Below are 25,127 nucleotides of genomic sequence, written 5' to 3' on the forward strand. Positions count from 1 at the left end.
GTCCCCCGCTCGCGAGGACCGATGTCTCCCATAGAACCCGAAGGCATACGACGGCAGTCGACGACCCGTCGGCGGCGTACCGTGCGCCTGCGCACCCTGCTCATCTGGCTGGCGGTGGTCCCCACCGTCGCGATGGGCACCCAAGTGACCTTGACCGCACAGCGGTTGCTGGCCCAGTCGGAGCAGCTGCGAGCCGACGTGGCGGCCGCCGAGCAGATCGGCGCCCCGCTCTACACGCTCATGGTCGACATGCAGGCCGAGCGGACGGCGACCGCCGCCCAGTGGGCGGGCACCGGCGGGGCCGACGGCGAACTGCGCGCCCGGCGGGAGGCCACGGACCTGGCCGCGGCCGAGTTCCGCCGGCTGGCGGACGATCCCTCGCGGTCCTTCGGGGAAGTGACCCGGCCGCTCGACAGTCTGGCCGAGTACCGCCGGCGGGCGGACGCCCGCAGCGGCACCGCCGACAGCACGCTGGCCTACTACTCCGGGGTGATCGGCAAGGTCATCCAGGTCTACCAGCAGGAGTTCAGCCACGCGGAGGACGCCGAGCTCGCCCAGGCGAGCCGGCCCGTGGTGGCGATGCTCCAGGCCACCGAGATGGTGGCGCGCGAGGACACCGTCCTGGCCCTGGCCGGGCCCTCCGGGGACCTGACCTTCGCCGGCTACGACCAGTTCGTCAGCGCCCTGGGCGCCCAGCGGTACCTGCACGAGGCGCTCATCGTGCCGCACCTGGCGGCGGGGGACCAGCGGTTCTACGAGCGGGTCGTCGCCTCCGCGGACTGGCAGTCGAAGACGCGCATCGAGAGCGCGGTCCTCTCCGGCCACAAGGACATCGTCTCGGGCATCAGGCTCCCCGCCGAGGTCGGCGGCTGGCAGTCGGCGCACGCCCACTTCTCGGTGCAGATGACCACGCTCAACATCGACCTGGCGCGCTCGGTGCTCACCCGCGGCGAGGCCAAGGCCGCGGAACTGCAGACCGAGGTGGCCTGGCTCATCGGGGGCAGCGGCGCAGGACTGCTGGCCGTGGTGATCGTGGTCGTGTTCACCACCCGATCGGTGCTGCGCCGTCTGCGCGACCTGCACGAGCGCACGGTGACCGTGGCCGACAAGACCCTCCCCGACGTCGTCGCCCGCCTCCAGCGCGGACAGTCCGTGGACCCCGGAACCCTGCCGGCCGTGAGCGGGGACCGGGACGAGGTCGGCCTCGTCAGCGACGCCTTCGCCCGGGCCGTCGCCGTGTCCGTCGACGGACACCGCCGGCTCGCTGCCGAGCGCCACGGATTCGGTCTGTTCGCCTCGGGCATCGCCTCGCGGACCGGAAACCTGGTCAGCCGCCAGCTGAGCCTCACCGAGGACCTCCAGGACACCTTCGGCCACGACGAGGCGCTGCTCGCCGAGCTGATGCGGGCCGACCAGCTGACGGTCGGCATGCGCCGGCAGATCGAGAACCTGCTCATCCTGGCGGGCGGCGAGGTCCCCGACCCGCACACCGAGCCCATGCGGGTCGCCGACCTGCTGCGCGAAGCGGCCGCGGAGGTCGAGGACTTCCGGCGCATCGAGCGGCAGTCCCTGGACGAGACCAGCGTGGAACCGAGCGCGATCAGCCAGATCAGCCACCTGCTCGCCGAGCTCCTCGACAACGCCACCCGGTTCTCCCCGCCGCGGTCGAAGGTGGTCATCCGCGCCGAACTGGTGGCGGACGGGCTGTCGGTGGAGATCGAGGACCGCGGGCCGCGGGTCAGCCCGGAGCGCTACGAGGAGATGAACGGGCGCCTGCACGAGGCCCCGCCGTACTCCGTCCTGGCGCAGAACGCCCACCGGCTCGGCCTCTTCGTGGTCGGGCACCTCGCCGACCAGCTCCGGGCGACGGTCACCCTGCGCCGCTCGGTCTACGGAGGCACCTCGGCCGTGGTGATCCTGCCCGAGCAGCTGCTGGTGGCGACCGACCCCCAGGCCCCGCGCACCGCCGAGCCCGAGCCCGAGCGCGCGTTGCGGGCCCCGACCCCGGCCCCGGAGCTGCTCCCGGCCCCGGCCGCCCCCGTGACGGGCCCGCCCGAGGCACGCGAGCCCGAGCCCGTACCCCAGCCCGCCCCCGAGCCGGTCGTCGTCCGCACGAGCGCCGGGCTGCCGAGCCGCCGTACGAAGGCACTCGCCCTCGCGCCCGTACCCGCGGCCCCGCCCGCACTCGTACCCCTACCCGCACGTGCGGGCCGCCCCGCCCTCCCGGAGCGCGTCCCGCAGACCCACATCGCCGAACAGCTGCGCGAGCCCCGCGCGCCGGAAACAGCCGTCCGGCCCGACACCGCGACACCCGAAGAGGTGGCCGATGCCTGGGCGGACTACGAACAGGGGACCCAGACAGTGGAAGAAGAGCTCCGACGGGATCAGCCATGACCACCTCACCGAACACTGCGGCAGCCAACGACGCGATCTACAGCGTCCTCGACAACAACCTGAGCAGGATCGCCGGCATCCAGGGAGCCGTGCTCCTGTCCAACGACGGCATCAAACTCAGCGCCTACCTGCTGGACGAGCCCCAGGCCGAGCGCATGGCGGCCGCGGCCTCCGGCATCGCGTCCACGATGAAGGCGATATCCCGGGACGTCGACGGCGGTCGCGTCATCCGCCAGCTGGTCGAGATGGACGACCGGTACCTGTGCATCGTCGGATGCGGCGAGGGCAGCACGCTCATCGTGGTGACCTCCCGCAAGGCGCGGCTCGGCGAGCTGGGCGGCGAGGCCGTCCGGACCGCCCAGGCGCTCGGCGAGTGGCTGGGCACGCCCGAACGCGGCCAGCCGTCCGCGTAATGCCGCAGGACGAGCCACAGCCACCGCCCCAGCCCCAGCCCGCAGGCCGCCGCCGGACGCGGCTGTACGCCCTGACCGATGGCCGTACAGCCGCTCCCCACACCGTCCTCACCATGGACACCACCATCACGGCGGCGGCCGGCGCCGACGCGGACGGCAGCCTGCCCACCGAGTGGCAGGAGATCCTCGCCATGTGCGCGCCGCCGGGCGGCCGGGCGGTCGCCGAGATAGCGGCGCGGATGCACATCCGCCTCACCCCGATGACGCTGCTCCTCGGCGAACTCGCCGACCGCGGGCTGATCCACCACCGGCCGCCCCTGGCGGCCGCCGAGACCACCGACGTCCACCTGCTCCAGAGAATCAGGGACAGCCTTGCCCGGATATGACACGACCGCCCCGCAGGAACAGGAAACGGCCCCGGTCAAGATCCTCGTCGCCGGTGGGTTCGGGGTCGGGAAGACCACCCTGGTGGAGACGATCTCCGAGATCGAGCCGCTGCGCACCGAGGAACGGCTGACGGCCGCCGGCGTCGGCATCGACGACCTCGACGGCATCGAGTCCAAGGCGGTCACCACCGTGGCGATGGACTTCGGCCGGATCACCCTCACCGACGCCGGAGTCGTCCTCTACCTGTTCGGCACCCCCGGCCAGGAACGCTTCTGGTTCATGTGGGACGACCTGCTGAACGGGGCGCTCGGCGCGATCGTGCTGGTCGACACCCGGCGCCTGGACCGCAGCTTCCCGGCCGTGGACTTCTTCGAGAGCCGCGGACTGCCCTTCGTCGTCGGCGCCAACTGCTTCCACGGCGAACAGCCCTACACCGCCGAGGAGATCGGGGCGGCGCTGCACCTGCGCGACCCGAACACGCCCGTCCTCATGCTCGACGCGCGCTCCCGTACGGACGTCCGCGCGTCCCTGCTCTCGCTGCTCGACCTGCTCATCGCCAGGGCGCAGGCCCCGGTGACCGTCAGCGGCTGACACCCGGCCGGGCCGCGGCCACCGAGTCCAGGTGGTCCGCCAGGTTCCGGTGCGGGGTCCAGCCCTGGGCCCGGGCCCGGGTGAGGTCCAGGACCACCGGGTGCGCCAGCTGGTCCACCGCGTAACGGCTGAGGGCCGGCTCGGCGGCGCCGACCGCCGCCACGGCCTCCGAGATCCGGGCCGCCGCAGCGGCCACCGGAAGCGGGAGGTGCCGGATCCGGGCCCGGACGCCGTGGGCGCGCAGGACCGCCCGGACCGCCGCGTCGCGGCCGTACGGCTGCGCGTCGGCGATGTTGTACGCGCCCGGCGTCCAGGCCGGCGCCGCCAGGCAGGCCCGTGCCAGGTTCTCCACCGCCGTGAGGCTGAGCCGTACGTCCGGGCCGGGCAGCAGCAGGGTGCCCGCCCGGACCCGGGAGAGCAGCCGGGGCAGCAGCGTGGTGTCGCCCGGCCCGTAGACGGCCCGCGGACGCAGCACCACCGCCCCGGCGGCCAGCGCGAGGGCCTCGCCCTCCGCCTTCGTCCGCCCGTAGGCGTTCAACTGCCCGGCGCGCGGGTGCTCCTCGCCGACCAGGCCGCGGCCCTGCCTCGGGTCGTAGACGCTGGCGCTGCTCACCCACACCACGGGCCGCCCGGCCGCCGCCCGGAGCAGCCGCTCCGTGCCGTCCACGTTGACCGCGCGCATCAGCGCCGCGGCCCGCGAGCCGGGGGCCGGATCGCCGACCGCCGCCGCGCAGTGCACCACCAGGTCCACGCCCGCCAGGTCGGGCGGTTCCCCGGTGGCCTCCCAGAAGCGGTGCGTGCCCACCGGGCCGGGCCTGCGGCCCAGGCACACCACCTCGGCCCCGGCCGCAGCGGCGGCGCGTGCGACGTGCCCGCCGCAGAAGCCGCCGGCACCCGTGACCGCGATCACGATCCGGCCCCGGCGTGCCCGTGCCGCGCCCGTACGGTCAGCGCGCGCCAGCCGGGCAGCGCCGCCCCCCGGTCCACCCGGGCCCGCGTCACCACCGGCCGGTACGGGGCCAGCGCGCCCAGGACATCGGCCAGCTGGACCCGGGCCAGCCGGGCCCCAGGACACGAGTGCGGTCCGGCGCCGAACACCAGCCGGGCCACCGCCGGGTCGGCGGGCCGCACGGCGTCCGGGTCGCGCCGGTGCGCCGCGGCCGCGTGCCGGGCGACCAGCAGCAGCCGGTCACCGCCCCGCACCGGGCAGCCGCCGACGGTCCCGTCCGCCGCGGCCGCCCGGGGCAGCAGCGGCGAGGCCGCGGTGACCCGCAGCAGTTCGTCGGCCAGCGCGGGCCGCAGGGCCCCGTCCGCGGCGTGCTCCCACAGCCGCGCGTCGGCGCACCAGGCCACCGCCCGGGGCAGCGCGGCGACGGTGGTGTTGACGGCGGCCACCGCCACCATCGCCGCCCGGGCCCCGCCGGCGGGGCCCAGGAGCAGCCGGAGCCGGTCGGTGGCGCGGGCCGCGGTGGCCTCGGCGCGCGGGCGGCGCGGCCCCGGCAGGTGGCTCCGTACGGAGGCGGCCGCGGCCTCGCCGGCGGCCTCCGCCACCTCCCGCGGATCGGCGCCGGAGCCCAGCAGGGCGCACACCACCGACCCGGAGGGCTCCCGCGCGAGGTCGACCAGGTCCACCTCCCCGCCCCGCTCCAGCGGCGCGAGACGGCGTACGAGCAAGGGCTGCCAGCCCGCGCGGAGTTCCTCGACCCCGGCCGTGCCCAGCGCGCCCGCCAGGCTCCGCCGGTCGGCCCGGTGCCCGCCGCCCTCCTGGTCGAACAGCACACCTCCGCCCTCGCGCAGCGCGGAGCGCGCGGCCGCGCCCGTCGTCCCCGCCGCCGTCCGGTCGAGCGGCAGCCGGGTCAGTGCCTCCCGGTAGGCCTGCGCGCCGTGCACCAGCAGGGTCCCGCCGAGCCGGCGCACGGGACGCCCGCGGGTGGCGGCGAGCAGCCCGAACAGCAGGGGATGGCTGTACAGATACACCCGGCGGTCCCGGCGACGGGCCCGGGCGTGGGACACGGTGGTCATCGGCCGGACACCCCCAGCCGGCGCGCCGCCAGCGCGGCCGTCGCCGCCCGGTCCGGTTTGCGTGAGCGTCCCGACAGCGGGATCCGGGCGAGGATCAGCGCGTCCGGCCGGGCCGTGCCCATCCGCCGGACCGGCTCCGACAGGGCGGCGCGCACGGCCTGCTCGTCGGCGCCGCGCTGCGGCTGGACGACGGCGACGAGCCGCTCGTCGCCGTCGCCCGCCGGAACCCCGACGAGCACGGCCAGCTCCACCCCCGGCACGTGCAGGGCGGGCTCGTACAGCCCCGGGTAGATGTTCTCCGCCCGGCGCAGCACCATGTCCTTGCCCCGGCCCTCGAGGACGATGCGGCCCTTGCCGTCCAGCCGCGCCCGGTCGCCCGTGCGCACCCATGGATCGGGCTCCTCCCCGAGGTAGCGGTGGCGGGCCGCGGGGCCGGACAGCAGCAGCTGCCCGTTCTCGTCCGGCTCGGCGACCACGCCGGGCAGCGGCGCCCCGACCAGGTCCCCGGCCTCGTCGAAGGCGGACTTCTCCCGCGCCTCGACCGCGGCGGCCGGGAAGAGCTCGGTGAGCGCGTACACGCCCCAGGCCTCGGCCGCGCCCGCCGCGCGGACCCGCTCCAGCAGCCCGGCGCCGGCCGGGGCCGAGCCCGTCCACACCCGGCCGTGGAAGCGGGCGTCCGCGCCCAGCGCGTCCCGCAGCCGGGGCGGGGTCAGATAGGTGTCCTGCGGCCGCAGCCGGTGCAGCTGCCGTGCCAGCACCCGGGCGTTGCCCGCCGGGAGGGCGACGGGGGCGCCGCGCGTCAGCGAGGGCACGAGGACGAAGAAGGTGCCGCCGAGCACGGGCCGGTCCCCGTGCGCGTCGAAGAGGGTGGAGACCGTGGCCATGCCGGCGGCCAGGCTCGCCCGGGTGTGTACGACGGCCCGCGGCCGGGAGGTGGTCCCGGAGGTGAAGACGATCACCGCGTCGGCGTCCCCGTCCCGGTCCCCGCCGGGCGCGGGCACCCCACGGCGCGCAGCTCCCGCGTCCAGCGCGGGCGCGCAGCCCGGCAGCCGGCGCCCGACCGTGGCCACCGGCCCCAGCTCGGCCAGGTCCGGCAGCTCGAGCCGGGCCCGGCGGGCCAGCGGCCGGGCCCAGCCCGCCACCGCCTGCGCGGCCGCGTCGGCCAGCACCAGCGAGGGCCGGGCCAGCGCGAGGCGGGCGCGCAGCACGTCGGGCCCGGCGCCCGGGTCCAGTACGGCCCCGCGCAGGCCGAGCCGCCACAGCGCGAGCAGCACCGCGAGGGCGCGCGGCCCGGGGCGTACGGCGACACCGACGGTGTCGCCGGCGCGCAGTCCCCGCGCGTGCAGGGCCGCGGCGAACGCGTCGGACAGGTCGGCGAGTTCGCCGCGGGTGGCGCGTACCCGGGGCGCCCCGGTACGGGTGGCGGTGAGCACGGCGGGCCGCTCGGGCCGGCTGCGCAGCGCGTGGTCGAGGCGGTCCAGCATCAGCGGGGGTCGTCCGTTCCGTGCGTGCCGCTGCCCTGGTCGAGGTACCAGCGGGCGGTGCCGGCGAGCCCGTAGGCCCGCAGGCGCCGCGTCGAGTTCTCCACGACCATGTCCCGGCAGTGCGTGATCCGGTCGGTGTGCCGGCGTACCGCGTTGAGGAAGAGCCGGTCGGTCGGCGAGGGGCGCCGGGGCATCCCGCCGACGGCCAGATACAGCTCGGCGGTGATGGCCATGTTGTTCCCGGCGTGCATGCGGTACGGCGCCCGGTAACCGCTGCGCCGGTGCTCGGGCCGCAGCCGGCCGAACAGCGCGGCCAGGGTCACCAGTGCGCCGAACCCGGCCCGGCCCAGCGGGCCGTGTTCGTCGCGGCGGGCCACGATCCGCCCGCACACCAGCCCGGGACGGCGGATGAGCGCGCTGCGGGCGGCGCCGGTCCAGCCGGGCCGGGGCAGGCAGTCGGCGTCCGTACGCGCGAGCAGGCCCGCGCCCCGGCCGATCGCGTACCGGAAGCCGGTGTCCACTGCGGAGCCGACCCCCTTCTCCGGCTCCTCGATCACCTCCACCAGGAAGGGCGCGCCGGCCGCGAACCGGCGGGCGACGGAACCCGTCGCGTCGGTCGAGGCGTTGTCGACGACCAGCAGGGTGAAGTCCCGGTCCCGCTGCGCGGCGAGCGCCCGCAGGGTGTCCGCCAGCCGGGCCTCCTCCTCGTGCGCGGGCACGACCACCCACATCGGGGCGTCCGCGGCCGTCACGACTTCTCCCAGACCATCGTCATGATGCTGATGCCCCCGCCGAGACCCACGAACAACACCCTTTCCCCCGGAGCCAGGTCCCCGAAGACCCGGTCCAGCTGGATCCCGATGCTCGCGCTCGCCACATTGCCGAGCTCGGGCACCGTCACCACCAGCTTCCCGGCGGGCACCCCGGTCAGTTCCGCGAACCGCTCCAGGTACGGCACCGTCACCTGGTGCACCAGCACCTTGGCGAAACCGTCCCAGTCCATCCCCGTGCGGTGCAGCGTCCGGTCGATGACGGCGGTGCCCACCTTCTCGAAGACGCCCCGCAGTTCGTGCCCGTCGCCGCGGAAGTACGTGTACGCGTCCCCGCGCGGGTGCCGTGACCCGCCGCCCGGGATGCCTCCGACCTCCCAGTGCTCCGAGTGGGTCTCGGTGTCCACGTCGATGATCCCGCCGCGCTCGACGGCCTCCACGACGACGGCCGCCCCCGCGTCACCGAAGGTGTAGCCGGCGAAGCCGTCGCGGAGCTCCGCGAGGTCGGCCGGGTCCCGGCGCACCGCCCGGCTCGGTGTCTCACCGGTGACCACCAGGGCCCGCCGCGCCCGCCCGGCGAGGATCATGGAGCGGGCGAGGTCGATCCCGTTGACGAAGCTGTTGCAGGCGTTGGTGACGTCCAGGGCGTGGGCCCGCGAGCCAAGCTCCGCCTGCACGATGTGCGCGGTGGCCGGCTCGACCAGGTCGCGGGAGGCGGACGCGAACAGCAGCAGGTCCACGTCGAGCGGGCCGAGTCCGGCGGCCGCCAGGGCCCGGCGGGCGGCGCCCACCGCGAGGGTGGAGGCGTACACGCCCTCGCCCGCGACCCGGCGGGAGACGATCCCGGTGGCCTGTGTCAGCAGCCTCGGCGGCAGCGTCAGGCCACTGCGGCGCGCCACCTCCCGCTGAAGGGCGTCCGAGGACAGCGCCTCCTCGGGCAACAGGCTGCCGACGGCGGTTATCCCGGCGCGCGGCAACGGATCACACGGCTGAATGAACATGTCCACACGATGACAAGCCGGGTGCTCCGGAGCCTGAGTACGGATGCTCAGTTCGGCGCGGCCCGCCGCACAGGCGCCCTGAGTACACGGCCCGGGCGCGGCCGGAGGCACGGTCGGCGCAACCCGTACCACCCAACGCCGGGACAGGCAGGGCGCGTTTACATAGGCTGAGGCGACGGGCCCTCGGGGCCACGGGGGAGGACGAGAGATGGCAGCACGCCGATTACCGGTACTGGCGCAGTACCGGGACGACGCGGTGACCCGTCTGCTGTGCGCGGGGGCGCACCTGCAGGAGGGCTTCGCCCGCGAGGTGGACGTGGAGCTCACCGAGGACCGGCTGCGCGCCGCCGGCCTCTCGCTCGGCATCGACCTGGTGGCCCTGGCCCGGCACGCGCGGGCCTCCGTCCGGCGGATCGACCTGCGGGACCGGCGCCTCGCCGGGCTCTGCGCGGCCGGCGTGTGGGCGGCGGTACCGGTCGCGCTGTACGGGCTGGTGGCGGGCCTGTCCTGGCTCGCCCTCGGAGCCGCCGCCGCCCTCGTCCTCGCGTACGCGACCGCCTGGGAGCTGGTCCGCCGGGCCGAGGACGCGGCCCGCGCGGCGGCGCTCGGCGTCGAGCAGGGCGCCGGGCGGCCGAGGGACCTCGCCCCGGCGGTCGGGGCGGACGTGGAGGACCGGCTGCTGGAGCAGAGGCGGGCCAACGTGGTTCCGTACACGGCGAGCGCCGAGCGCACCAACCCCTTCGTCGGCAGCGGCTCGAAGATCAAGGAAATGGTCTGGCAGCCCATCGACGTCAGCCGGCCCGCCGACGATCCGGCGGGCGGCGGCAAGAAACTGACCATCAAGCCCTTCGACGCCGTCGACCTGCACAGCTTCATCGCCCGCGAGATGGAGCACATCGCCGGGCTGAAGGGCCTGCGGGCCCGCAACCGGCTCTACGTGATAGGCGATCACGTCTCCTACGTCGGGTCCGACCTGCTCCCCGACCCGCTGCGCCGCCCGCGCGCCCAGATCCCCAAGCAGCTGGTGCAGGCCGGGGTGGTGCAGTCCGGCGCCGGTATGCGCACCTACCTCAGCCTGGAGCGGGCGGGCGAGGGCGGCCGGGTCATCGTCTCCATGCACCTGCGGGCCAGGCTCCAGCACCCCAGCCTCACCTGGGAGGTGGCGGCGTACGGGATCCCGCCCCTCCAGTCGCGCTTCTACCGGGTGCACCAGCTCCCGCTGGACGGCTGGGAACGGTGGTGGAGCCTCTTCCGCTTCGCCACCGCCACCACGGGGCCGGCGCTGCTCGGCGCCCCCGGGCGGCTCTCCCGGCGGGCCGCGGACCGGCGCGCGCGGGTCCGCGGGCTGGAGAAGTGGCGCCGCGAGATCGACCGGCGGCACCTGCGGTTCGACTACGGAGCCGTCGACAGCCTGCGCGAGCGGGTCGCCGACTGGGATCAGCTGGGCTTCTCCGAGCGGACGGACTCCCAGGACTTCCTCCAGCGGCTCCAGCAGGGCGTGCTGATCGCGACCGAGCGGTTCCTGAAGGACCACAACGTCGACACCAGCTCCTACGACCAGGCGCAGCAGGTCATCAACACCCACACCTACACCTTCCAGGGCGACATCCACTCCAGCAACATCGGCGCCCACGGCACCGTCAACCAGGCCGGTCAGGCACAGGCGTCGGGGAAGCCCGTCGGGCAGCCCTGAGCGAGGACGAGGAGTCCGCGTGAGCACGTACAACTTCCACGGGAACGTCTTGGGCCCCAACAACATCGGGGACCACGGCACCATCAACATCGGGCAGCAGGACACCGCCGCGCAGGTCCTGCGTCTCGCCGCCGAACTCGCCCAGTGGCTCCGGGCGGAGGGCGCCGGGCAGGAGCGGCTCGACGCGGCGCAGACCCTGCGGGGGGAGCTGGACCGGGCCGGACAGGAGGGGAGGGCCGCCGAACCGGGTCTGATCCGGCGGTCGCTGGAGACCATCACCCTCGGTCTGGGCGCGGGCAGCACCGGCCTCGCCCTCGCCCAGGAGATCAGCCGGCTCCTGGGCTGACCCGGCTAGCCCTGCCGGCCCGGCCGGCCTCGCGCGCGCCGGGCCGGGGCCGTCTCATCCCGCCCGTACGACGGCCCGCGCGCCGCCGAAGTCCAGCTCCAGCCCCGAACGCAGCGGCACGGTCTGCCCCGGGGCGATCTCCTGCGTACTGCCGTCCGCCCGGGTGCCCGTCCATGCGGACCCGGAGCGGTTGGCCAGCCCGAACTTCCCCGGCCGCTGCGGATGTTCGGTGAGCTGTGCCACCAGTGTGCCGTCGCCGTAGTCGTGCCGGGCCGGCTCCGGCGCCAGGTGGTGCGCCTGCACCCGCGAGGACCGGTGCAGCAGGATGTGGTGCTCGGTGCGCGGCGGGGGCGTGGTCAGCACCAGCCGGGGCGGCAGCACCAGTGTGTTCCCGCAGCTCCAGCAGGTGCCCGCAGTCGTCGCCCGCGGCTGGGTCATGTTCTGCTTCCCGCAGTGGGCGCAGTCCACCACCGCGTCGAGGACCGCCCGCAGGGCGTCCCGCCACTGCGACTCCCGCACCCGGGCGGTGGGGTCGTGCAGGCCCCGCGTGAAGTTCCGGGTGAACAGGTCGCGCAGGGAGGCGGGTGCCACGTCCCAGGTGGCCAGCACCGTCGCGTGCTCGACCGGGTCGGGGGCGTTGGACCGGTCCTGCGGGTCGAAGAGGAAGAGCGGGTCCTTCCCGTACAGCCGGCGCTCGGCGGCCTCGTCGAAGCAGTGGATGTCCAGCTCCCGCTTGCCCATGAGCGGGTGGTGGTTCATCAGCAGCATGAACAGCAGCACGGACAGGGAGTGCAGGTCGCTCTGGGTGCCGGGGGAGACCCCGGGCTCGCCGCGCACCAGCTCGGGCGCCATGAACGCCATGGTCCCGGAGATGCCCGTGCTGTCTCCCTCGACCACCGCGTTGTCGTTGTCGCAGACCAGCACCTCGCCGGTGGCCGGGTCGAAGAGCAGGTTGCCCCAGGAGATGTCCCGGTACGCGATCCCGCGCGAGTGGAGCGCCTGGTACGCCTCGACCGTGTAGAGGCAGGCGGTGAGCAGTGCGCGGATCGTGGTCCGCAGCTTGCGGCGGAACAGCAGCGGCAGGCCCTTGAACCGGTCCGGGCGGATGTCCATCAGGTAGCCGAAGCCGCCGCGCCCGTCGGCCACGAAGTCCCGCGGCCACAGGAAGCGGTCGTCGTCGAAGCCACGGTCCACCAGCTGTCGGACGATGTCCTCCTGCTCCCGCGTCGCGCACGCCGGGTAGTACCACTTGAGGGCCTGGTCACCGGCCGGGGTGCGCACCCGGTAGACCTCCCCCTGGCCGCCGGCGCCGAGCAGGTCGAAGACCTCCACGCCCAGGCCGCTGTCGGCCGTCAGCCGGGTACCGCTGTCGAGCATGCCGCTCATTCGTCGCTCCTGTACGGGTCTGTCATATCGGCCGGGTCGGCGGCGTGGGGCGGGTCGGTGGGAGTGGCCGGGTCGGCGGCGGCCGGTTCCGGCATCCCGGCCGGCTCCGCCGGGTGACCCGGAGCCGGCGGGTCCGGCGGGTCGGCGGCCGGGGCCGGAGCCGGTTCGGACAGAGCCGTCGCGGTGTGCCAGGCCGCCACCAGGGTGGTGTCGTCCCCCGAGTGCTGCGAGGCCTTGGCCAGCCACTCCGGCAGGACCGCCCGGACGCACTCCGCGCCCTCCGCCGACAGCCGGTCGTCCAGTCCGGCCATGAACTGCCGGAAGCCCGTGTCCGAGGCGAAGCTCTTGGACAGCCCGTCGGTGGAGACCGAGACCAGCCGGGGCGCCCGCGCGGGAGCCGTCACCGGAGCCCAGTGCGTGCGCACCCGCAGCCAGGCCTGCGGGGAGCACAGGGACTCCGTCTCGTCGCCCAGATCGGCCTCGTCCGGCGCGAGCGGTACGGTCACCTGCCCGTCGTCGGTCACCACCGTCAGCTCGCCGTCGCCGAGCTGCCAGGCCGCGAAGACCCGGGGGGTCAGCACGGCGCCGACGAGCGTGCTCCCGTACAGCACCAGCTTGTCCACCGGCGCCAGCCCGGGCTCCCCGTGCGCACGGGTCCGCTCCCAGTGTCCGAGCGCCTTCTCCTGCCAGGCGCTGACCAGTTGGCGCGGCAGCGTGTACTGGGCGTAGTTCATCAGCCAGGCCAGGCTCGGCGCCCGTGCCTCGCCCCGGGGCTCGGCGAGCGCGGCGAACAGCCGGGCCTGCTGGACGAACAGGTCCACGGCGAACCGGGACCCCAGATGGCTGCGCGCGTGCGCCGCCGATCCGTGGCCGTCGGCCACCGCCATGATCAGCGGCTGTCCGGCGGTGCCGAGCCCCTCCGCGTCGTAGTGGTCCTGGTTGCGCGTCTTGTTCACGCCCTGGACGCTGCCCTGGAGGGTGTCCCAGAGCGGCAGCGGTCCGTGGGTCCGCACGAGCCCGCTCACCACACGTCGTCATCGTCGTCGAGCGCCGGCGGGGCGTACGGCGGCTGCTTCACGGTCGCGTCCGCGAAGCCCGCCACCGGCTGGGAGGCCGCCTTCACCGCCGCCGTGGAGGCCCAGCGGATCGCCGCCGCCAGCTGCTTGGGGCTGTTCGCGTCCAGCGGCTGGAGCTCGGGATTGCCCAGGAACTCCTGGAGCACGGTGCGGTCGGCGTCCGCGCCGATCGCGATGGCCACCCGGACCGCCTTGCGGCCCCACGGGGTCGCGTCCACCGCCCGCAGCCCCGCCTTCCAGTCGTCCGTCGGCACCCCGTCGGAGACCAGGGCCAGCACCGGTTTCAGGGCCCGCTGCGGCATCGGCGGGGTGTCCAGTTCGCGGGCCGCGAGCTGGAGGGCCTCACCGAGATTGGTCATGCCGTCCACCTGCACGTCCTGCCAGGTGAACTGCTCGACCGGCACCGGATCCTTGTGGTGCCAGCGGGCCGTCGTGGAGAACGTCAGCGTGCGCAGCAGCAGCTGGGCCGCCGGGTTGTCGTGCGCGACGGAGAGCATCTCCGGAACGGCTTCTCTGATCGCGTAGTTGAGCTGTCCGATCTTCTCGCCCTGCATCGAGTACGAGCAGTCGATCAGCCAGATGAAATGGACGGGCCGGTTCGCCATCGGCCCGCCGGGGATGTCACTCACCGCGTATCTCCTTCAACTTCCGGTCCATTGCGGGATGTACCGCGCCAGCGCCGCCACCGCGGCGGCCGCCGTCATCACGACCGCCGACACGAACAGGGCCGCCATCATCCTCCGGCCCCGCGCGATCTGCGGTGTCATCATGGGGTGTTGCTCCTTTCCTCCGTGTGCGAGAGCTGTGGATCCGCCCGGCCCGGAAGGTCCTGCCGGCTCTCGCCGAGCCGCCCGACGCGCAGCCCGGTCCGGGACAGCAGCCACAGCACCGGCTCCGCCGCCCGCCGCTGCTCGGTGTCCAGGGCGCCCGCGCCGGTCGCGGCGCGCGCGCTGACCACCCAGTACCGGGCCGCCGCGAAGTCATGGCCGAGGGCGCGGACCAGCTCGTCCAGCCCGATCTCGGTCAGCCACGCCCCGACCGGCTCCGTGGGCCGGGGCAGCGAGTCCAGCTGGTCCAGCGCGTCCCGCTTGGTCACCACCGTGGCCACGGGGAGCCGCGCGCGGCGGCCGCCGAGCCCCTGCAGCTCGCCGGTGAACCCGGCGTACGTCTCCACCGGGCCGAGCTCGGCCGGCCGGGCGGCCTCGGCCCGTTCGGTGTCGCCCGCGTGCAGGGCGCGGCGTACGACGGGTGCGGCGAGCACGTCGGTGACCAGCAGGACCCCGTCGGCGTGCGCGAGGTAACCCTGGCCGCGGGTCGTGTCCGCGTCCCGGAGGGACTCGCCCATCGGGTCGTACAGGTAGAGCAGCCGGCGCCGGCGGCCGTATCCGACCAGCAGCATCAGGGCGCGCGGCTGCCCGCCCTGGGTCTTGAGGGCCCATCCGGTCCGGTTCAGCTGCCGGCCCAGGGTGTTGGCCTCGCCGAGGTCGTCGGGGGAGGCGTACTCGACCGTCAGCCGGGACTGGTGCGACCAGGACCGCAGCCCGTCGAGCATGGCCGCGAGCAGCATGGTCTTGCCGGCGGAGGTGCCCCCGATCAGCGGCAGGTGCACGACCCGGGTGGTGCCCACGGCCGGGGGCAGGCTGCGGTCGCAGTGCGGGCACCGGGCGGCGAGCCGGCGGCGCCCGGTCATCAGGGTGCTCGGCAGGCCCCGGCCGCAGCGGCAGACGTGCCGCCAGGCGCCGAACCCGCCGGGCCGCAGCTCGCGGTGGGCGGCTCCGCAGCCCGGGCAGAGGTGCACGGCCAGCGGGAAGGGCCGGTAGCAGCCCGGGTACGGGCACTTCATCCGGATGCCCCGGGCCAGCTTCCACAGCTGCTCCGCGGACCGCCCGGCCAGGACGGCGGCCAGGGCGGCGAGCGCGACCAGGGCCAGCTGGACGGCGAAGAACAGCGCGACGCCGGTCAGCAGGACCGAGGCGATCAGCGCGGACAGCACCGCGGCCAGCGCCGTGCCGGGAGCCAGCAGGCGCAGCAGCAGCCGGCCGAAGCCGTGGTCGGCGAGCTCGCCGGTCTGCCCGTTGCGCCCGCGCAGCAGCCGGTGGCGCACCACCTGGCCCAGCCAGTGCCGGGTCAGCAGGAACCAGACGGTCAGGGCGGCGGCCTGCCCGGCGAACAGGGCGTCCAGCCACATCTGTCCGGCCCAGTACGCGGGGCGGACCGGTTCCGGACCGGTGTACGGGACGATCCCCCGGTCCCCACCGCCCGCCGGGACCGTCCGGAAGGCCGCCCAGGCCGCCGACAGGGCCAGCGCCAGGAACCGCCACAGCCCGTACCCGAGGCACACGGCGACCGCGATCACCCCGGTGAGGGTGCCGAGTATCCGCGCGATCAGCTCCGGATCCACGAAATCAGCCCCCATGTCCGCCGGCCCCCTGCCCGCCCGAGCCGTGCCCGCCCGGCCGCTGCCCGTCGCCGGACCGGCGCCCGCCCCAGCGTTCGCGCAGGCGGCCGAAGGCGCCCGGCCGCTGCCAGCTGCGGAACTCGTCCGCCCAGCGGCCGCCCAGCCGGGCCAGCGACTGCTCCACCTCGGACAGGTCGGCCGCCGCGAGGCCCCGTACGGCCGGCCGCAGCACTCCGTCGAGCAGGTCCGTGCGCGCCTCCTGCCAGACCGCCCCGGCCTGCGGCTGGGAGGACCACACCGTGAAGCAGTCCGCGACATAGCCCGGATCCAGCCGCAGCCGGTCGCGGACCGCCGGTTCGCGCGCCGCCAGCCGGTAGGCGGCCAGCAGCTCCGCGTCGTTGCTCTCGATCATCGCCCGCAGCTCGCCGTCCGGCCGGCCCTCGGCCAGCAGCCGCGCACAGATCACCGCGTACGCGTGGTCGCGCGGGCCCGGCTCGGGATCCAGCGACCGCAGGTCCAGCGCCTGGCGGACCCAGCCCCCGCCCGCCGAGCCCGACCGCAGGTTCCGGGCCAGCTCCAGCAGCAGCAGCGACGGCCGCAGCCGGGCAGGGATCTCCTGCTGGAACTGCCCGAGGACCTCCGGCGCCAGCTCCGCGGCCTCGCGGTCCCCGGCCGGGGCCCGTACCGCCGCCTGGACGAGCAACTCCCAGGTCCCGGCCTCCCGGTGGACCTGCGGCCCGGTCGCGCCGAGCACCATTCCGGCCTCGCCCGCCCCCGGCGGCTCCCCGTCCCACACCAGCCGCATCGCCGTCCGCAGCAGCAGCGGCTCCGCGTACAGCGAGACGCCCGAGAGGGACAGCAGGGCGTTCAGCGCGCCGACCCGGTCCGGGGCGGCCGCGGCCACCGCCGGGGCCTCGGCGCACATCCGCAGGTGCGGCCGGGCGTCGGCCGCCGTCAGCCGCAGCGCGGTCCCGGCGAACAGCCGCCGGGCCGCGGCCGGGTCGCCCGCCGCGAGTGAGTCCAGCCGGTCGAGTACGAGGGCGCGCAGCCCGGGCAGTTCTGCCAGCGCGGCCCGCACCCCCGCCCCGTACGCCCGCTCCGGATCGGTGAGCAGCGCGAGCGCCAACTGCCGTGCCACACCGGGCAGCAGATCGCCGACGTCCGTCCCGAGCACGGAGGCCACCCGTAACAGCCCGGCACAGTGGTCCGGTTCGGCCGCGGGGCGGGTGAGCGCCGCCCGCAGGCCCGGCTCCAGCTCCGCCGCGAGCCGGCTCCGCACGGCCGCGCCGAGAGCGCCCGCGGTGGGCAGGGCCGGGGGCGGCGCGCCGGTCCGTACCGCCTCGGTCAGGGTCAGGGCCACCAGCGGCTCGCACACCGCGGGCGGAGCCCAGCCGTCCAGGGCCGCGAGCAGCCGCCCGGCCGCGGCGACCTCCGCCGGGTCCCGGTCCCCGGCCGGCCGGCCCAGCGCCAGGGCCAGCGCGTGCATGCGCCCGTCGTCCAGCGCGTCCCGGTGCCCGGCGGCCCAGCCGGCGGCCGCCGCCCGGCCGGCGGAGGGCAGGCAGACGCCCTCGGCCAGGGCGAGCGCGGCCAGCGGCCCCGCGTCGTACGGTCCGGCGGCCAGGCGCCGGACCACGGCGACCAGGTCCTGGCGCTGCGCCTGCCAGATCCGCGCGGCGGTGTCGGCCCACACGTCCGTCACCCCGGGGGCTGCGGGGGCGGCGGCGCGCGTGGCGTCGTACACCCGGTAACGGTGTTCCTGCCCGGCGAGGCCGAGCCCGTCCTCGGCCATCACGCCGATGATCTGCTGCCGGGCGAGCTGCGGCCGCCGGGTGTAGGTGGTGAAGGTGAGCCACTGGCCCCGCTGGTGCGGCAGCACACTGCACGCGAGCATGATCCAGCGGGCCACGGCCTCGCTGTCCGCCTCCACGAGCACGATCTGCGGGGCGTCCGGGTCCTCGCCGAGCCGGCGCACATCGGCGAAGAAGGCGGCCAGCCAGGGCCCGCGGGCGGCGACGAAGGCGGCCAGCGCGGCCCGGTCCAGCCGGCCCGGCGCGGGCACCGCGGCCAGTGCGGGCGCGCCGTCCGCCGGGGTGGCGGCGGCCCACTGCGGCGATCCCCAGGCGGTGATCGGCAGTTCGCCCACGGCCGGTCCGGAACCGGCGGGCTGCGGCAGGTGCACCGCGTGGGCGTGGAAGTTGCCCCAGCGGCCGCTGTAGTCGGCGCCCGTGTACACCGAACGCGCCAGCAGCCGGCTGCCGTCGGCCAGCACGTTCAGACTGAGCGCCTGCGGGAAGCCGGCCAGCTCCTGCGGCTCCGGACGCGACGGCGCGTCCCGGGGCGGCTCGTAGCCGATCAGCTGCTCCGCCTCGCGCAGCAGCGCGGCCGGCACCCCGGGGCTGACGGCCGTGAAGCGGAATCCGGAGCCGTCGGGGCCGGGCGGCGCCGAGGTGTAGTGCAGTTGGGCGAGATTCACGAGTTCCCCTCCGAGCCGGTACGGCTGCCCGGGCCGGCGGCGCCACCGGTGCGCGGCAGCAGCCCGCCCAGCCCCAGCAGCCACAGCAGCGGATCCTCCACGCGCAGCGGCCGCGGACCCGACTTCGGGGCGTCGGCCGGTGCGTTCGCGGGCGGCGGCGAACCGAGCGCCGAGAGCCCGAACAGCGACAGCTGAGCGAAGTCCCGCTCCAACTGCCGCAGCAGCGCCCCCGAGTCCCAGCCGTCGAGCAGCGCGCGCATCTCCTCGTGCACCGCCTGCCGGTCCTCCTCGTCCAGCGCGCCCGCGGAGTGGTCGGCATTGCGCAGCAGCGGCGAATGCGGCCCCAGCAGGGCCGCGAGCGAGTCCGTCTTGGTCACGGCCACTGCCACCGGGGTCGTGACCCGGCCGCGCGAGGCGCCCCGGCCGTGGGCCCGCAGCTGCGCCGCGAGATCGGCGGCGATCTGCTGCGGCGGGGTCTCGATGACCGGCAGCGGCGGCCCGTCGTCCGTGGGCAGCCGGTCGCGTACCGCCCGCATCTGCAGCGGATCCACGAGCAGGATGATCCCGTCCGCGGCGGCCAGGTAGTGCGTGTAGCGGTCCATCGCCTCCGCGCTGGCGAGGTCCTCGCCCGCCGCGTCGAAGAAGACCAGCGCGGTGTGCCGGCTGCCGTCCCCGCGCAGCCGGCGCCGCAGCGGCAGGCTGAGCCGGTACAGCAGCGGGTCGTTGAAGCCCAGGGCCGCAGGTCTGGTCGCCTGCGGCAGCCGCAGCCGGTCGTAGAGGTCCTCGGCCAGCTCGCGGTCCCGGCGCTGGGTCTCGCCGCCCATCGCGGTCACCGAGGCCCCGTACGCCCGCCCCACCCTGCCGCGCAGTTCGTTGAGCAGGACCGAGACGTACGTGCTCTTGCCGGAGGCCTTGGGGCCGAGCAGGGCGATGATCCGGGTGTCCTGGTCGCAGTAGTCGCTGGGGAAGTCGCTGTGGCAGCGCCGGCACACCCGGACCGGCGTGGACCCCCCACAGGCGGGGCAGTCCGCCCGCGATCCGCCCCCGCTCGGCGCCAGGCGCCGGCCGAGGCCGCGCGGGGCGGTGAAGACCGGGCCGCGCATCTTCAGCGCCGGAGGCACGCTCGGGCCCATGAAATCCGCCCACAAGGTGTCGAGTTCGGCCGCGCAGGGTCTGGCGCCGCGCACACCCGTGGCGGACATCTGGCAGCGGTAGGGCAGCCGGGCCGCCGGGGACCGGTCGAAGCAGTAGGGGCAGACGACGGAGGTCATGTCAGCGGACCACCAGGGAGAGGAGAGGAGGCTCTTCGAGCCGGACGGAGGCGGCGGCGCCGCCGAGGAGGAAACCGCGCAGGGCGTACGGGCGGCCGGGCGCGGCCGTGGTGTCGATCGGGCGCTCCACGGTGCCGGTGCCCGTCCCGGTGTCCGCGGCCGCGGCCGCGAGTTCGGCTCCGGTCACCCGGCACACGGCCGTTCCGCCGCCCGGTCCGGCCGGGCGCTGCGGGTTGCGGCCGCCGTCGCCCCGGGCCACGAGGACGAATCCGGGAAGGTCCGGGCCGGGTGCGCCGCCCGGCGCCCGTACGGTCACCCGCAGGACGGCGGGCCCGCGGCGCAGTCCGCGCCGGGCACCGGGCACCAGCTCGTAGGCGATGGCCACGTCGGCGGGCAGCTCGGCCCGCGCGTCGCCCCCGCAGGCGGCGAGCACGGACCGGGCGCTGCGCGGCGCGGCATGCGCCTCGACGGACAACGCAGCAGGGCTGACCGGCAGTTGGAGGCCCTCGCGCAGGAACACGCTGCGGGCCACGGCGAAGTCGGTGCGCCGTCCGTCCTGGGTGACGGTGGCGGTGACGGTGCCCGCGGCTCCGGGCCAGTCGAAGGAGACCTGGACCAGCCCGGGCGCGGCCCGCCGCAGCGCGAGCCCGGTCACCGGCAGCGGGGCCTCGACCAGGACGGAGGGCCCGGCCAGGGCCCGCCCGTCCAGCACGGACACGGCGGAGACGGTGGTGAGCGCTCCCGGCGGCGGCCGCCCGACGGACACCGGGCCGGTCCAGCCGGGGCCGGCCCAGTCCAGCGCGGGCGGCAGCTCCGCCGCGGTCAGTTCGGTCCCCGCGGCGGGGGCCGTGCCGGGCCACTCCACCAGCCGTACCTCGGCCCCGTCCCCGCCGGTCCGGCGGAACTCCACCCCGCCCGCCTCCCGGGCCGCCGCCGTCAGCGCGAGCACGGGCGCCGGCCAGGTGCGTACGGAGACCCGTACCGTCACGGGCGCGGACAGCGCCCCGCGGCCGGCGCTGCGCGTCGGGGCGTACCGGGCCCGCACCACCAGCTCGTACCGCCCGGGCGCCAGCCCCTCGGCGCGCAGGGTCTCCCGCAGGCCCGTCCGTGCCGCCGGGGGCGCCGGGGTGCGTCCCGCGGGCCCGGTCAGCGTCACCTCGCAGCCGGCCGCGCCCGACGGCGGTGTCCACGAGGCCTCGATCCAGCCGTTGCCGTCGACGGCGGCCGGCTCCGTGACCGGCGGGGCGACCGAGACCGGGGTGCCGATCAGCGGCGGCCCGTCGACGGCGCCGTCGGCCCGGAGCGGCAGCGCCACATGGCGGACCTGCTCGCCGAGCCCGGCGCCGCGGTCCACGAGCACGCCCCCGCCGGGCCGGCCGGTCACCTCGGGCAGCGGGCCGGCGGCCGGCTCCCCGCGGGTGAGCCGGACCACCCGCCAGCGCGTGTCCCCGAAGTCGCCGGGCGGCCAGCGCAGTTCGACACCGTCCGGGACGAGCAGGGACTCCAGCGGGCCGGGGTCCCCGGGATCCGGCCGGTAGGTGCGCACCAGCCCGCGCACCGCGCGCGGGCAGTCGCCCGCCAGCGCCGCCGCCTCCTCGTAGTGGACGCAGGCCCGCTCCGGATCCCCCTGCTCCTCGGCCCGCCGGGCCACCGCGAGCTCGGCGTCGGCCGCCGCCGCCCGGGCGGCCAGCCCGGCGAGGAGGTCCGCCAGCGGCCGGTCCCCGGCCGGGGACGGCAGCAGGGCGGCCCGGCGGGTGGCGGAGCGGATCCGGTGCTCCAGCAGGTCGTCCGGCAGGGCCTCGGCGGCGGCCCGCTGCCCGCCGTCCAGCCGGGCCCGCCGGGCGGCCGCGTGGACCAGGGCGGCGGCCTCGGCCGGGTCGACCCCGAGGCCGGTGGCGGTGGCGGGCAGATGCCCCTGGGGATGGTCCTGGAGCAGGTGGGTGAGCTGGTACAGCAGGATCCGGCGCAGTGCGGCGGGGTCCGCCTCCTGGATCCCGGCCAGCCGCTCCAGTAACCGGGCCGCGGCCGGTTCGGGCTGCTCCCGGCGCAGTTCCCGCAGCACGCCGGCGCCGATGTGCCGGCGCCGACCGGGCGCGGTGACGCGGAAGACCCCGTCGAGGACCCGTAAACGGACGCCGGGCGGGACCAGCATTTCACCCAAGTGGCGCAAGCCGAGGGCCTGTTGTGCGGCGAGGAGTTCCCCGTACCCTCCCACCAACGGCGACAGCGGCAGGCCGGAGAGCGCGCGGGACAGCCCGATGGCATGCCCGAACTCGGTCCCGGCCATCGCTCTGCGCCCCCCGTGCAGTGTGTGGGAGGTCATTTCAGCAGATCCGCAGGCCGTTCGGGAGCTCTTTTCGTTCTCCAGGTGTACGGCGCAGTGTCACGAAGTGATCTCCGACCGGTACCCCGGGACCGCTGTCCTTGGGGCGCCCCTCGACTCCCCCCTCACCCGCAGAGGTCGTCACCCCATGGCAGAGCTCAACCGTCGCAGGTTCCTGCAGATAGCCGGTGGCACCGCCGCCCTCACGATGCTGAACGACAGCATCGCGCGGGCCGCCGCCATCCCGGCGCAGGGCACCACCGGAACGATCCAGGACATCGAGCACATCGTCGTCCTGATGCAGGAGAACCGGTCCTTCGACCACTACTTCGGCGCCATGAAGGGGGTCCGGGGCTTCGGTGACCCCCGGCCGGTGCTCCAGGACAACGGCAAGACGGTCTTCCACCAGTCGAACGGGACGAAGGACATCCTGCCCTTCAACCCGCAGATCCAGGACCTCGGGATGCAGTTCCTCGAGGGGCTCAACCACGACTGGGCCGGCGGCCACCAGGCGTACAACAACGGCAAGTACGACAAGTGGGTCCCGGCGAAGACGGCCACGACCATGTCCTACATGACCCGGAACGACATCCCGTTCCACTACGCCCTCGCCGACGCCTTCACGGTCTGCGACGCCTACCACTGCTCCTTCATCGGCGCCACGGACCCGAACCGCTACTACATGTGGACGGGCCACACGGGCAACGACGGAACGGGCGGCGGCCCGGTCCTCGGCAACCAGGAGGCCGGCTACGGCTGGAAGACCTACCCGGAGCGGCTGGAGTCCGCCGGGGTCTCCTGGAAGGTCTACCAGGACATCGGCGACGGCCTGAACGCGGCCGGTTCCTGGGGCTGGATCAACGACGCCTTCCGCGGCAACTACGGCGACAACTCGCTGCTGTACTTCAACACCTACCGCAACGCCCAGCCCGGCAGCGCCCTGTACGAGAAGGCGCGCACCGGCACGAACGTCAAGGCGGGCGACGGCTACTTCGACCGGCTGCGCGCGGACGTCGTGGGCGCCACCCTGCCCCAGGTCTCCTGGATCGCCGCCCCCGAGGCGTTCAGCGAGCACTCGAACTGGCCGACGAACTTCGGCGCCTGGTACATCTCGCAGGTACTGGACGCGCTGACCGCGAACCCGGCGGTCTGGGCCAAGACGGCCCTCTTCATCACCTACGACGAGAACGACGGCTTCTTCGACCACGTGGTCCCGCCGTACCCGCCGGCCTCCTCGGCCTGGGGCCTGAGCACGGCGGACGTGTCGAAGGACCTCTACGCGGGCGGCGGGGGCTACGCGGCCGGACCGTACGGGCTCGGCCCGCGCGTCCCGATGATCGTGGTCTCCCCCTGGAGCAAGGGCGGCTACGTCTGCTCCGAGACCTTCGACCACACCTCGGTGATCCGCTTCATGGAGAAGCGCTTCGGGGTGCAGGAGCCCAACATCTCCCCGTGGCGCCGCGCCGTCTGCGGCGACCTGACCTCGGCCTTCGACTTCACCCGGGCCGACTCCGCGCCCGCCGCGCTCCCGTCCACGGCCGGGTACGTCCCCCCGGACAAGGACCGCCACCCGTCCTACCACCCGACCCCGCCGGCGACCGGCACCCTGCCCCGCCAGGAGGCCGGCTCCAAGCCGACCCGCGCGCTCGGCTACAGCCCCTACGTGGACGGCGCCCGCACCGTCTCCACCGGCAAGTTCACGCTCACCTTCTCCTCCGGCCCGGCCCTGGGCGCCCACTTCCACAGCACCTCGGGCAACCGTACGGACGGCCCGTGGCCCTACACGGTCGAGGCGGGCAAGACCCTCTCGGACACCTGGTCCACGAGCAGCTCCACCGGCAACCAGATCAACCTCACGGTGTGGGGCCCCAACGGCTTCCTGCGCACCTGGAAGGGCCCGGCGAAGAAGGCCGGCCCCGAGGCCACGGCCCGCCACGTGGCGGCCACCGGGAACCTGGCCCTGACCCTGACCAACTCCGGGACGGCGGCCGTCAACCTCACGGTGACCGACGCCTACGGCGGCGCGGCCCAGACCCTGCGGGTCGCCGCGGGCGCCACGGTCTCCCACACGGTGAACCTCGCCGCCGCCGGCCGCTGGTACGACGTGAAGGTCGTCTCCGACGCCGACGCCACCTTCCTGCGGCGCTTCGCCGGCCACGTGGAGACCGGCGCCCCGGGCGTCTCGGACCCGGCGATCAGGACCGTCTGATCCGGACCTCCTCCTGCTGCGGGCGGACCGCAGCAGGAGGACGCGTGCGGCGTGCGGTGTGACGGTGGGGCCCGCGGGAAGAACCTCCGGCGTCGGTTTTCTTCGCCACCTCACCGAGGGAGAACGCATGGCCATCGCCCACCGCAGGATCGGCACCGGACCCGTCCGCATCATCGTGCTGCACGACTGGTTCGGCACCTCCGCGAACTGGGGTTCCGTCCTGGACCACCTGGACCCCGAGGGCTTCTCGTACGTCTTCCTCGACTACCGCGGCTACGGCGACCGGCGGGACGTGTCCGGCCGCCACAACCTGGCCGAGATCGCCGACGACGTCCTGGAACTCGCCGACCAGCTCGGCTGGGACACCTTCTCCCTGCTCGGCCACTCCATGGGCGGCAAGGCGGCCCAGCAGGTCCTCGTCCGGGCCCCCGAACGGGTGGAGAAACTGATCGGGCTCGCCCCCGTCCCGGCCGGGCCCTACGCGATGGACGACGCGACCCACGCCCTCTTCCACGGCGCCGCCACCGACCCCGAGAAGCGCCGGGCCATCCTCGACCTGGTCACCGGCCACCGGGTGAGCCGCCACTGGCTCGACGGGATGGTCGCCCACTCCCTGGCCGTCTCCCGCCCCGAGGCCTTCGCCGGCTATCTCGCCAGCTGGCAGCCGCTCGACCTGTCAGCCGCCGTGAAGGGGAACACCGTCCCGGTGCTCGTGCTCGTCGGGGAGTACGACCTCGCGATCACCCCGGACGTGATGCGGGCCACATGGCAGGCCTCGTATCCGGACTGCCGGATCGTGACGATCCCGGGCTCCGGGCACTACCCGCCGCACGAGACGCCCGTGGCGTTCGTCACCGAGGTGGAGGCCTTCCTCCGGGTCTAGCGGGTCC

The 25,127-nt window shown here is 75.4% G+C and carries 21 protein-coding genes; 8 read left to right on the top strand and 13 right to left on the bottom strand.

Annotation, left to right across the window (positions count from 1 at the left end):
- The first annotated feature begins 21 nt into the window (after nucleotides 1-21).
- The 4 genes from ACGFZK_RS04165 to ACGFZK_RS04180 are packed head-to-tail and all read left to right on the top strand — an operon-like array spanning nucleotide 22 to nucleotide 3,785.
- Nucleotides 22-2,394: a nitrate- and nitrite sensing domain-containing protein gene (locus tag ACGFZK_RS04165; protein WP_393847290.1), complete on the top strand. Its 2,373-nt coding sequence runs from the start codon at nucleotides 22-24 to the stop codon at nucleotides 2,392-2,394.
- Complete coding sequence (locus tag ACGFZK_RS04170; RefSeq protein ID WP_052872024.1) at nucleotides 2,391-2,807, top strand: roadblock/LC7 domain-containing protein; 417 nt, start codon at nucleotides 2,391-2,393, stop codon at nucleotides 2,805-2,807. The genes ACGFZK_RS04165 and ACGFZK_RS04170 overlap by 4 nt, the downstream gene beginning before the upstream one ends.
- Nucleotides 2,807-3,193: a DUF742 domain-containing protein gene (locus tag ACGFZK_RS04175; RefSeq protein ID WP_393847291.1), complete on the top strand. Its 387-nt coding sequence runs from the start codon at nucleotides 2,807-2,809 to the stop codon at nucleotides 3,191-3,193. The genes ACGFZK_RS04170 and ACGFZK_RS04175 overlap by 1 nt, the downstream gene beginning before the upstream one ends.
- Nucleotides 3,180-3,785: an ATP/GTP-binding protein gene (locus ACGFZK_RS04180; protein WP_393847292.1), complete on the top strand. Its 606-nt coding sequence runs from the start codon at nucleotides 3,180-3,182 to the stop codon at nucleotides 3,783-3,785. The genes ACGFZK_RS04175 and ACGFZK_RS04180 overlap by 14 nt, the downstream gene beginning before the upstream one ends.
- Here the strand turns inward: ACGFZK_RS04180 and ACGFZK_RS04185 are convergent.
- Genes ACGFZK_RS04185 through ACGFZK_RS04205 form a run of 5 tightly spaced genes read right to left on the bottom strand, consistent with a single transcriptional unit; the run spans nucleotide 3,775 to nucleotide 9,062 of the window.
- Entirely contained in the window at nucleotides 3,775-4,695 is a 921-nt protein-coding gene (locus ACGFZK_RS04185) for an NAD-dependent epimerase/dehydratase family protein (protein ID WP_393847293.1), read from the bottom strand. The two genes, ACGFZK_RS04180 and ACGFZK_RS04185, sit on opposite strands and share 11 nt — an antisense overlap.
- Entirely contained in the window at nucleotides 4,692-5,807 is a 1,116-nt protein-coding gene (locus ACGFZK_RS04190; protein ID WP_393847294.1) for a cytochrome P450, read from the bottom strand. Before ACGFZK_RS04190 ends, ACGFZK_RS04185 begins: the two co-directional genes overlap by 4 nt.
- Nucleotides 5,804-7,291 (bottom strand): class I adenylate-forming enzyme family protein, encoded by a 1,488-nt coding sequence (locus ACGFZK_RS04195; RefSeq protein WP_393847295.1) that lies wholly within the window; start codon nucleotides 7,289-7,291, stop codon nucleotides 5,804-5,806. Before ACGFZK_RS04195 ends, ACGFZK_RS04190 begins: the two co-directional genes overlap by 4 nt.
- Complete coding sequence (locus ACGFZK_RS04200) at nucleotides 7,291-8,043, bottom strand: glycosyltransferase family A protein (protein ID WP_393847296.1); 753 nt, start codon at nucleotides 8,041-8,043, stop codon at nucleotides 7,291-7,293. The genes ACGFZK_RS04195 and ACGFZK_RS04200 overlap by 1 nt, the downstream gene beginning before the upstream one ends.
- Nucleotides 8,040-9,062 carry a 3-oxoacyl-ACP synthase III family protein gene (locus tag ACGFZK_RS04205; protein ID WP_393847297.1) on the bottom strand — a complete coding sequence of 341 codons (1,023 nt, stop codon included), beginning with the start codon at nucleotides 9,060-9,062 and terminating at the stop codon, nucleotides 8,040-8,042. Before ACGFZK_RS04205 ends, ACGFZK_RS04200 begins: the two co-directional genes overlap by 4 nt.
- 208 nt (nucleotides 9,063-9,270) lie before the next feature.
- On the opposite strand from ACGFZK_RS04205, the gene ACGFZK_RS04210 reads away from it, so the two are divergent.
- Both ACGFZK_RS04210 and ACGFZK_RS04215 read left to right on the top strand, forming a co-directional pair.
- On the top strand, nucleotides 9,271-10,755 hold the full coding sequence (locus ACGFZK_RS04210) for a hypothetical protein (RefSeq protein WP_393847298.1): 1,485 nt from the start codon (nucleotides 9,271-9,273) through the stop codon (nucleotides 10,753-10,755).
- Nucleotides 10,756-10,774: 19 nt separating this feature from the next.
- The gene (locus ACGFZK_RS04215; protein ID WP_393847299.1) at nucleotides 10,775-11,101 is read left to right on the top strand and encodes a hypothetical protein; all 327 of its coding nucleotides are present in this window, start codon (nucleotides 10,775-10,777) and stop codon (nucleotides 11,099-11,101) included.
- Nucleotides 11,102-11,155: 54 nt separating this feature from the next.
- Here ACGFZK_RS04215 and ACGFZK_RS04220 read toward each other — a convergent pair whose 3' ends face one another.
- The 8 genes from ACGFZK_RS04220 to ACGFZK_RS04255 are packed head-to-tail and all read right to left on the bottom strand — an operon-like array spanning nucleotide 11,156 to nucleotide 22,028.
- On the bottom strand, nucleotides 11,156-12,487 hold the full coding sequence (locus ACGFZK_RS04220) for a protein kinase (RefSeq protein ID WP_393847300.1): 1,332 nt from the start codon (nucleotides 12,485-12,487) through the stop codon (nucleotides 11,156-11,158).
- Nucleotides 12,484-13,512 carry a PP2C family serine/threonine-protein phosphatase gene (locus tag ACGFZK_RS04225; RefSeq protein WP_393847301.1) on the bottom strand — a complete coding sequence of 343 codons (1,029 nt, stop codon included), beginning with the start codon at nucleotides 13,510-13,512 and terminating at the stop codon, nucleotides 12,484-12,486. The genes ACGFZK_RS04220 and ACGFZK_RS04225 overlap by 4 nt, the downstream gene beginning before the upstream one ends.
- Nucleotides 13,509-14,168, bottom strand: coding sequence for a tellurium resistance protein (locus ACGFZK_RS04230; RefSeq protein WP_393847850.1), 660 nt, complete (start codon nucleotides 14,166-14,168; stop codon nucleotides 13,509-13,511). The genes ACGFZK_RS04225 and ACGFZK_RS04230 overlap by 4 nt, the downstream gene beginning before the upstream one ends.
- A gap of 36 nt (nucleotides 14,169-14,204) precedes the next feature.
- Nucleotides 14,205-14,333 carry a hypothetical protein gene (locus ACGFZK_RS04235; protein ID WP_393847302.1) on the bottom strand — a complete coding sequence of 43 codons (129 nt, stop codon included), beginning with the start codon at nucleotides 14,331-14,333 and terminating at the stop codon, nucleotides 14,205-14,207.
- The gene (locus ACGFZK_RS04240) at nucleotides 14,330-15,979 is read right to left on the bottom strand and encodes a hypothetical protein (protein ID WP_393847303.1); all 1,650 of its coding nucleotides are present in this window, start codon (nucleotides 15,977-15,979) and stop codon (nucleotides 14,330-14,332) included. The genes ACGFZK_RS04235 and ACGFZK_RS04240 overlap by 4 nt, the downstream gene beginning before the upstream one ends.
- Complete coding sequence (locus tag ACGFZK_RS04245) at nucleotides 15,969-18,434, bottom strand: GTPase-associated protein 1-related protein (protein ID WP_393847304.1); 2,466 nt, start codon at nucleotides 18,432-18,434, stop codon at nucleotides 15,969-15,971. The genes ACGFZK_RS04240 and ACGFZK_RS04245 overlap by 11 nt, the downstream gene beginning before the upstream one ends.
- Complete coding sequence (locus ACGFZK_RS04250; protein ID WP_393847305.1) at nucleotides 18,431-19,705, bottom strand: hypothetical protein; 1,275 nt, start codon at nucleotides 19,703-19,705, stop codon at nucleotides 18,431-18,433. Before ACGFZK_RS04250 ends, ACGFZK_RS04245 begins: the two co-directional genes overlap by 4 nt.
- A 1-nt stretch (nucleotide 19,706) precedes the next feature.
- Nucleotides 19,707-22,028, bottom strand: coding sequence for a hypothetical protein (locus ACGFZK_RS04255; RefSeq protein WP_393847306.1), 2,322 nt, complete (start codon nucleotides 22,026-22,028; stop codon nucleotides 19,707-19,709).
- 148 nt (nucleotides 22,029-22,176) lie between these two features.
- Here ACGFZK_RS04255 and ACGFZK_RS04260 point away from each other — a divergent pair, with 148 nt between their 5' ends.
- Nucleotides 22,177-24,237, top strand: a complete 2,061-nt coding sequence (locus tag ACGFZK_RS04260; RefSeq protein ID WP_393847307.1) for a phosphocholine-specific phospholipase C — start codon at nucleotides 22,177-22,179, stop codon at nucleotides 24,235-24,237.
- Between the two features lie 127 nt (nucleotides 24,238-24,364).
- Nucleotides 24,365-25,120: an alpha/beta fold hydrolase gene (locus ACGFZK_RS04265; protein WP_393847308.1), complete on the top strand. Its 756-nt coding sequence runs from the start codon at nucleotides 24,365-24,367 to the stop codon at nucleotides 25,118-25,120.
- Nucleotides 25,121-25,127: the final 7 nt, after the last annotated feature.

The sequence above is a fragment of the Streptomyces sp. NPDC048257 genome, from assembly GCF_043201855.1.
Classification (GTDB): domain Bacteria; phylum Actinomycetota; class Actinomycetes; order Streptomycetales; family Streptomycetaceae; genus Streptomyces.

Excerpts from the sequence above, each read along its gene's own strand:
- ACGFZK_RS04165 (WP_393847290.1), top strand. The coding sequence starts at position 22 with ATGTCTCCCATAGAACCCGAAGGCATACGACGGCAGTCGACGACCCGT.
- ACGFZK_RS04205 (WP_393847297.1), bottom strand. The coding sequence starts at position 9,062 with ATGTTCATTCAGCCGTGTGATCCGTTGCCGCGCGCCGGGATAACCGCC.
- ACGFZK_RS04220 (WP_393847300.1), bottom strand. The coding sequence starts at position 12,487 with ATGAGCGGCATGCTCGACAGCGGTACCCGGCTGACGGCCGACAGCGGC.
- ACGFZK_RS04175 (WP_393847291.1), top strand. The coding sequence starts at position 2,807 with ATGCCGCAGGACGAGCCACAGCCACCGCCCCAGCCCCAGCCCGCAGGC.
- ACGFZK_RS04260 (WP_393847307.1), top strand. The coding sequence starts at position 22,177 with ATGGCAGAGCTCAACCGTCGCAGGTTCCTGCAGATAGCCGGTGGCACC.
- ACGFZK_RS04230 (WP_393847850.1), bottom strand. The coding sequence starts at position 14,168 with ATGGCGAACCGGCCCGTCCATTTCATCTGGCTGATCGACTGCTCGTAC.
- ACGFZK_RS04240 (WP_393847303.1), bottom strand. The coding sequence starts at position 15,979 with ATGGGGGCTGATTTCGTGGATCCGGAGCTGATCGCGCGGATACTCGGC.
- ACGFZK_RS04235 (WP_393847302.1), bottom strand. The coding sequence starts at position 14,333 with ATGATGACACCGCAGATCGCGCGGGGCCGGAGGATGATGGCGGCCCTG.
- ACGFZK_RS04190 (WP_393847294.1), bottom strand. The coding sequence starts at position 5,807 with ATGACCACCGTGTCCCACGCCCGGGCCCGTCGCCGGGACCGCCGGGTG.
- ACGFZK_RS04255 (WP_393847306.1), bottom strand. The coding sequence starts at position 22,028 with ATGACCTCCCACACACTGCACGGGGGGCGCAGAGCGATGGCCGGGACC.
- ACGFZK_RS04195 (WP_393847295.1), bottom strand. The coding sequence starts at position 7,291 with ATGCTGGACCGCCTCGACCACGCGCTGCGCAGCCGGCCCGAGCGGCCC.
- ACGFZK_RS04265 (WP_393847308.1), top strand. The coding sequence starts at position 24,365 with ATGGCCATCGCCCACCGCAGGATCGGCACCGGACCCGTCCGCATCATC.
- ACGFZK_RS04210 (WP_393847298.1), top strand. The coding sequence starts at position 9,271 with ATGGCAGCACGCCGATTACCGGTACTGGCGCAGTACCGGGACGACGCG.
- ACGFZK_RS04170 (WP_052872024.1), top strand. The coding sequence starts at position 2,391 with ATGACCACCTCACCGAACACTGCGGCAGCCAACGACGCGATCTACAGC.
- ACGFZK_RS04250 (WP_393847305.1), bottom strand. The coding sequence starts at position 19,705 with ATGACCTCCGTCGTCTGCCCCTACTGCTTCGACCGGTCCCCGGCGGCC.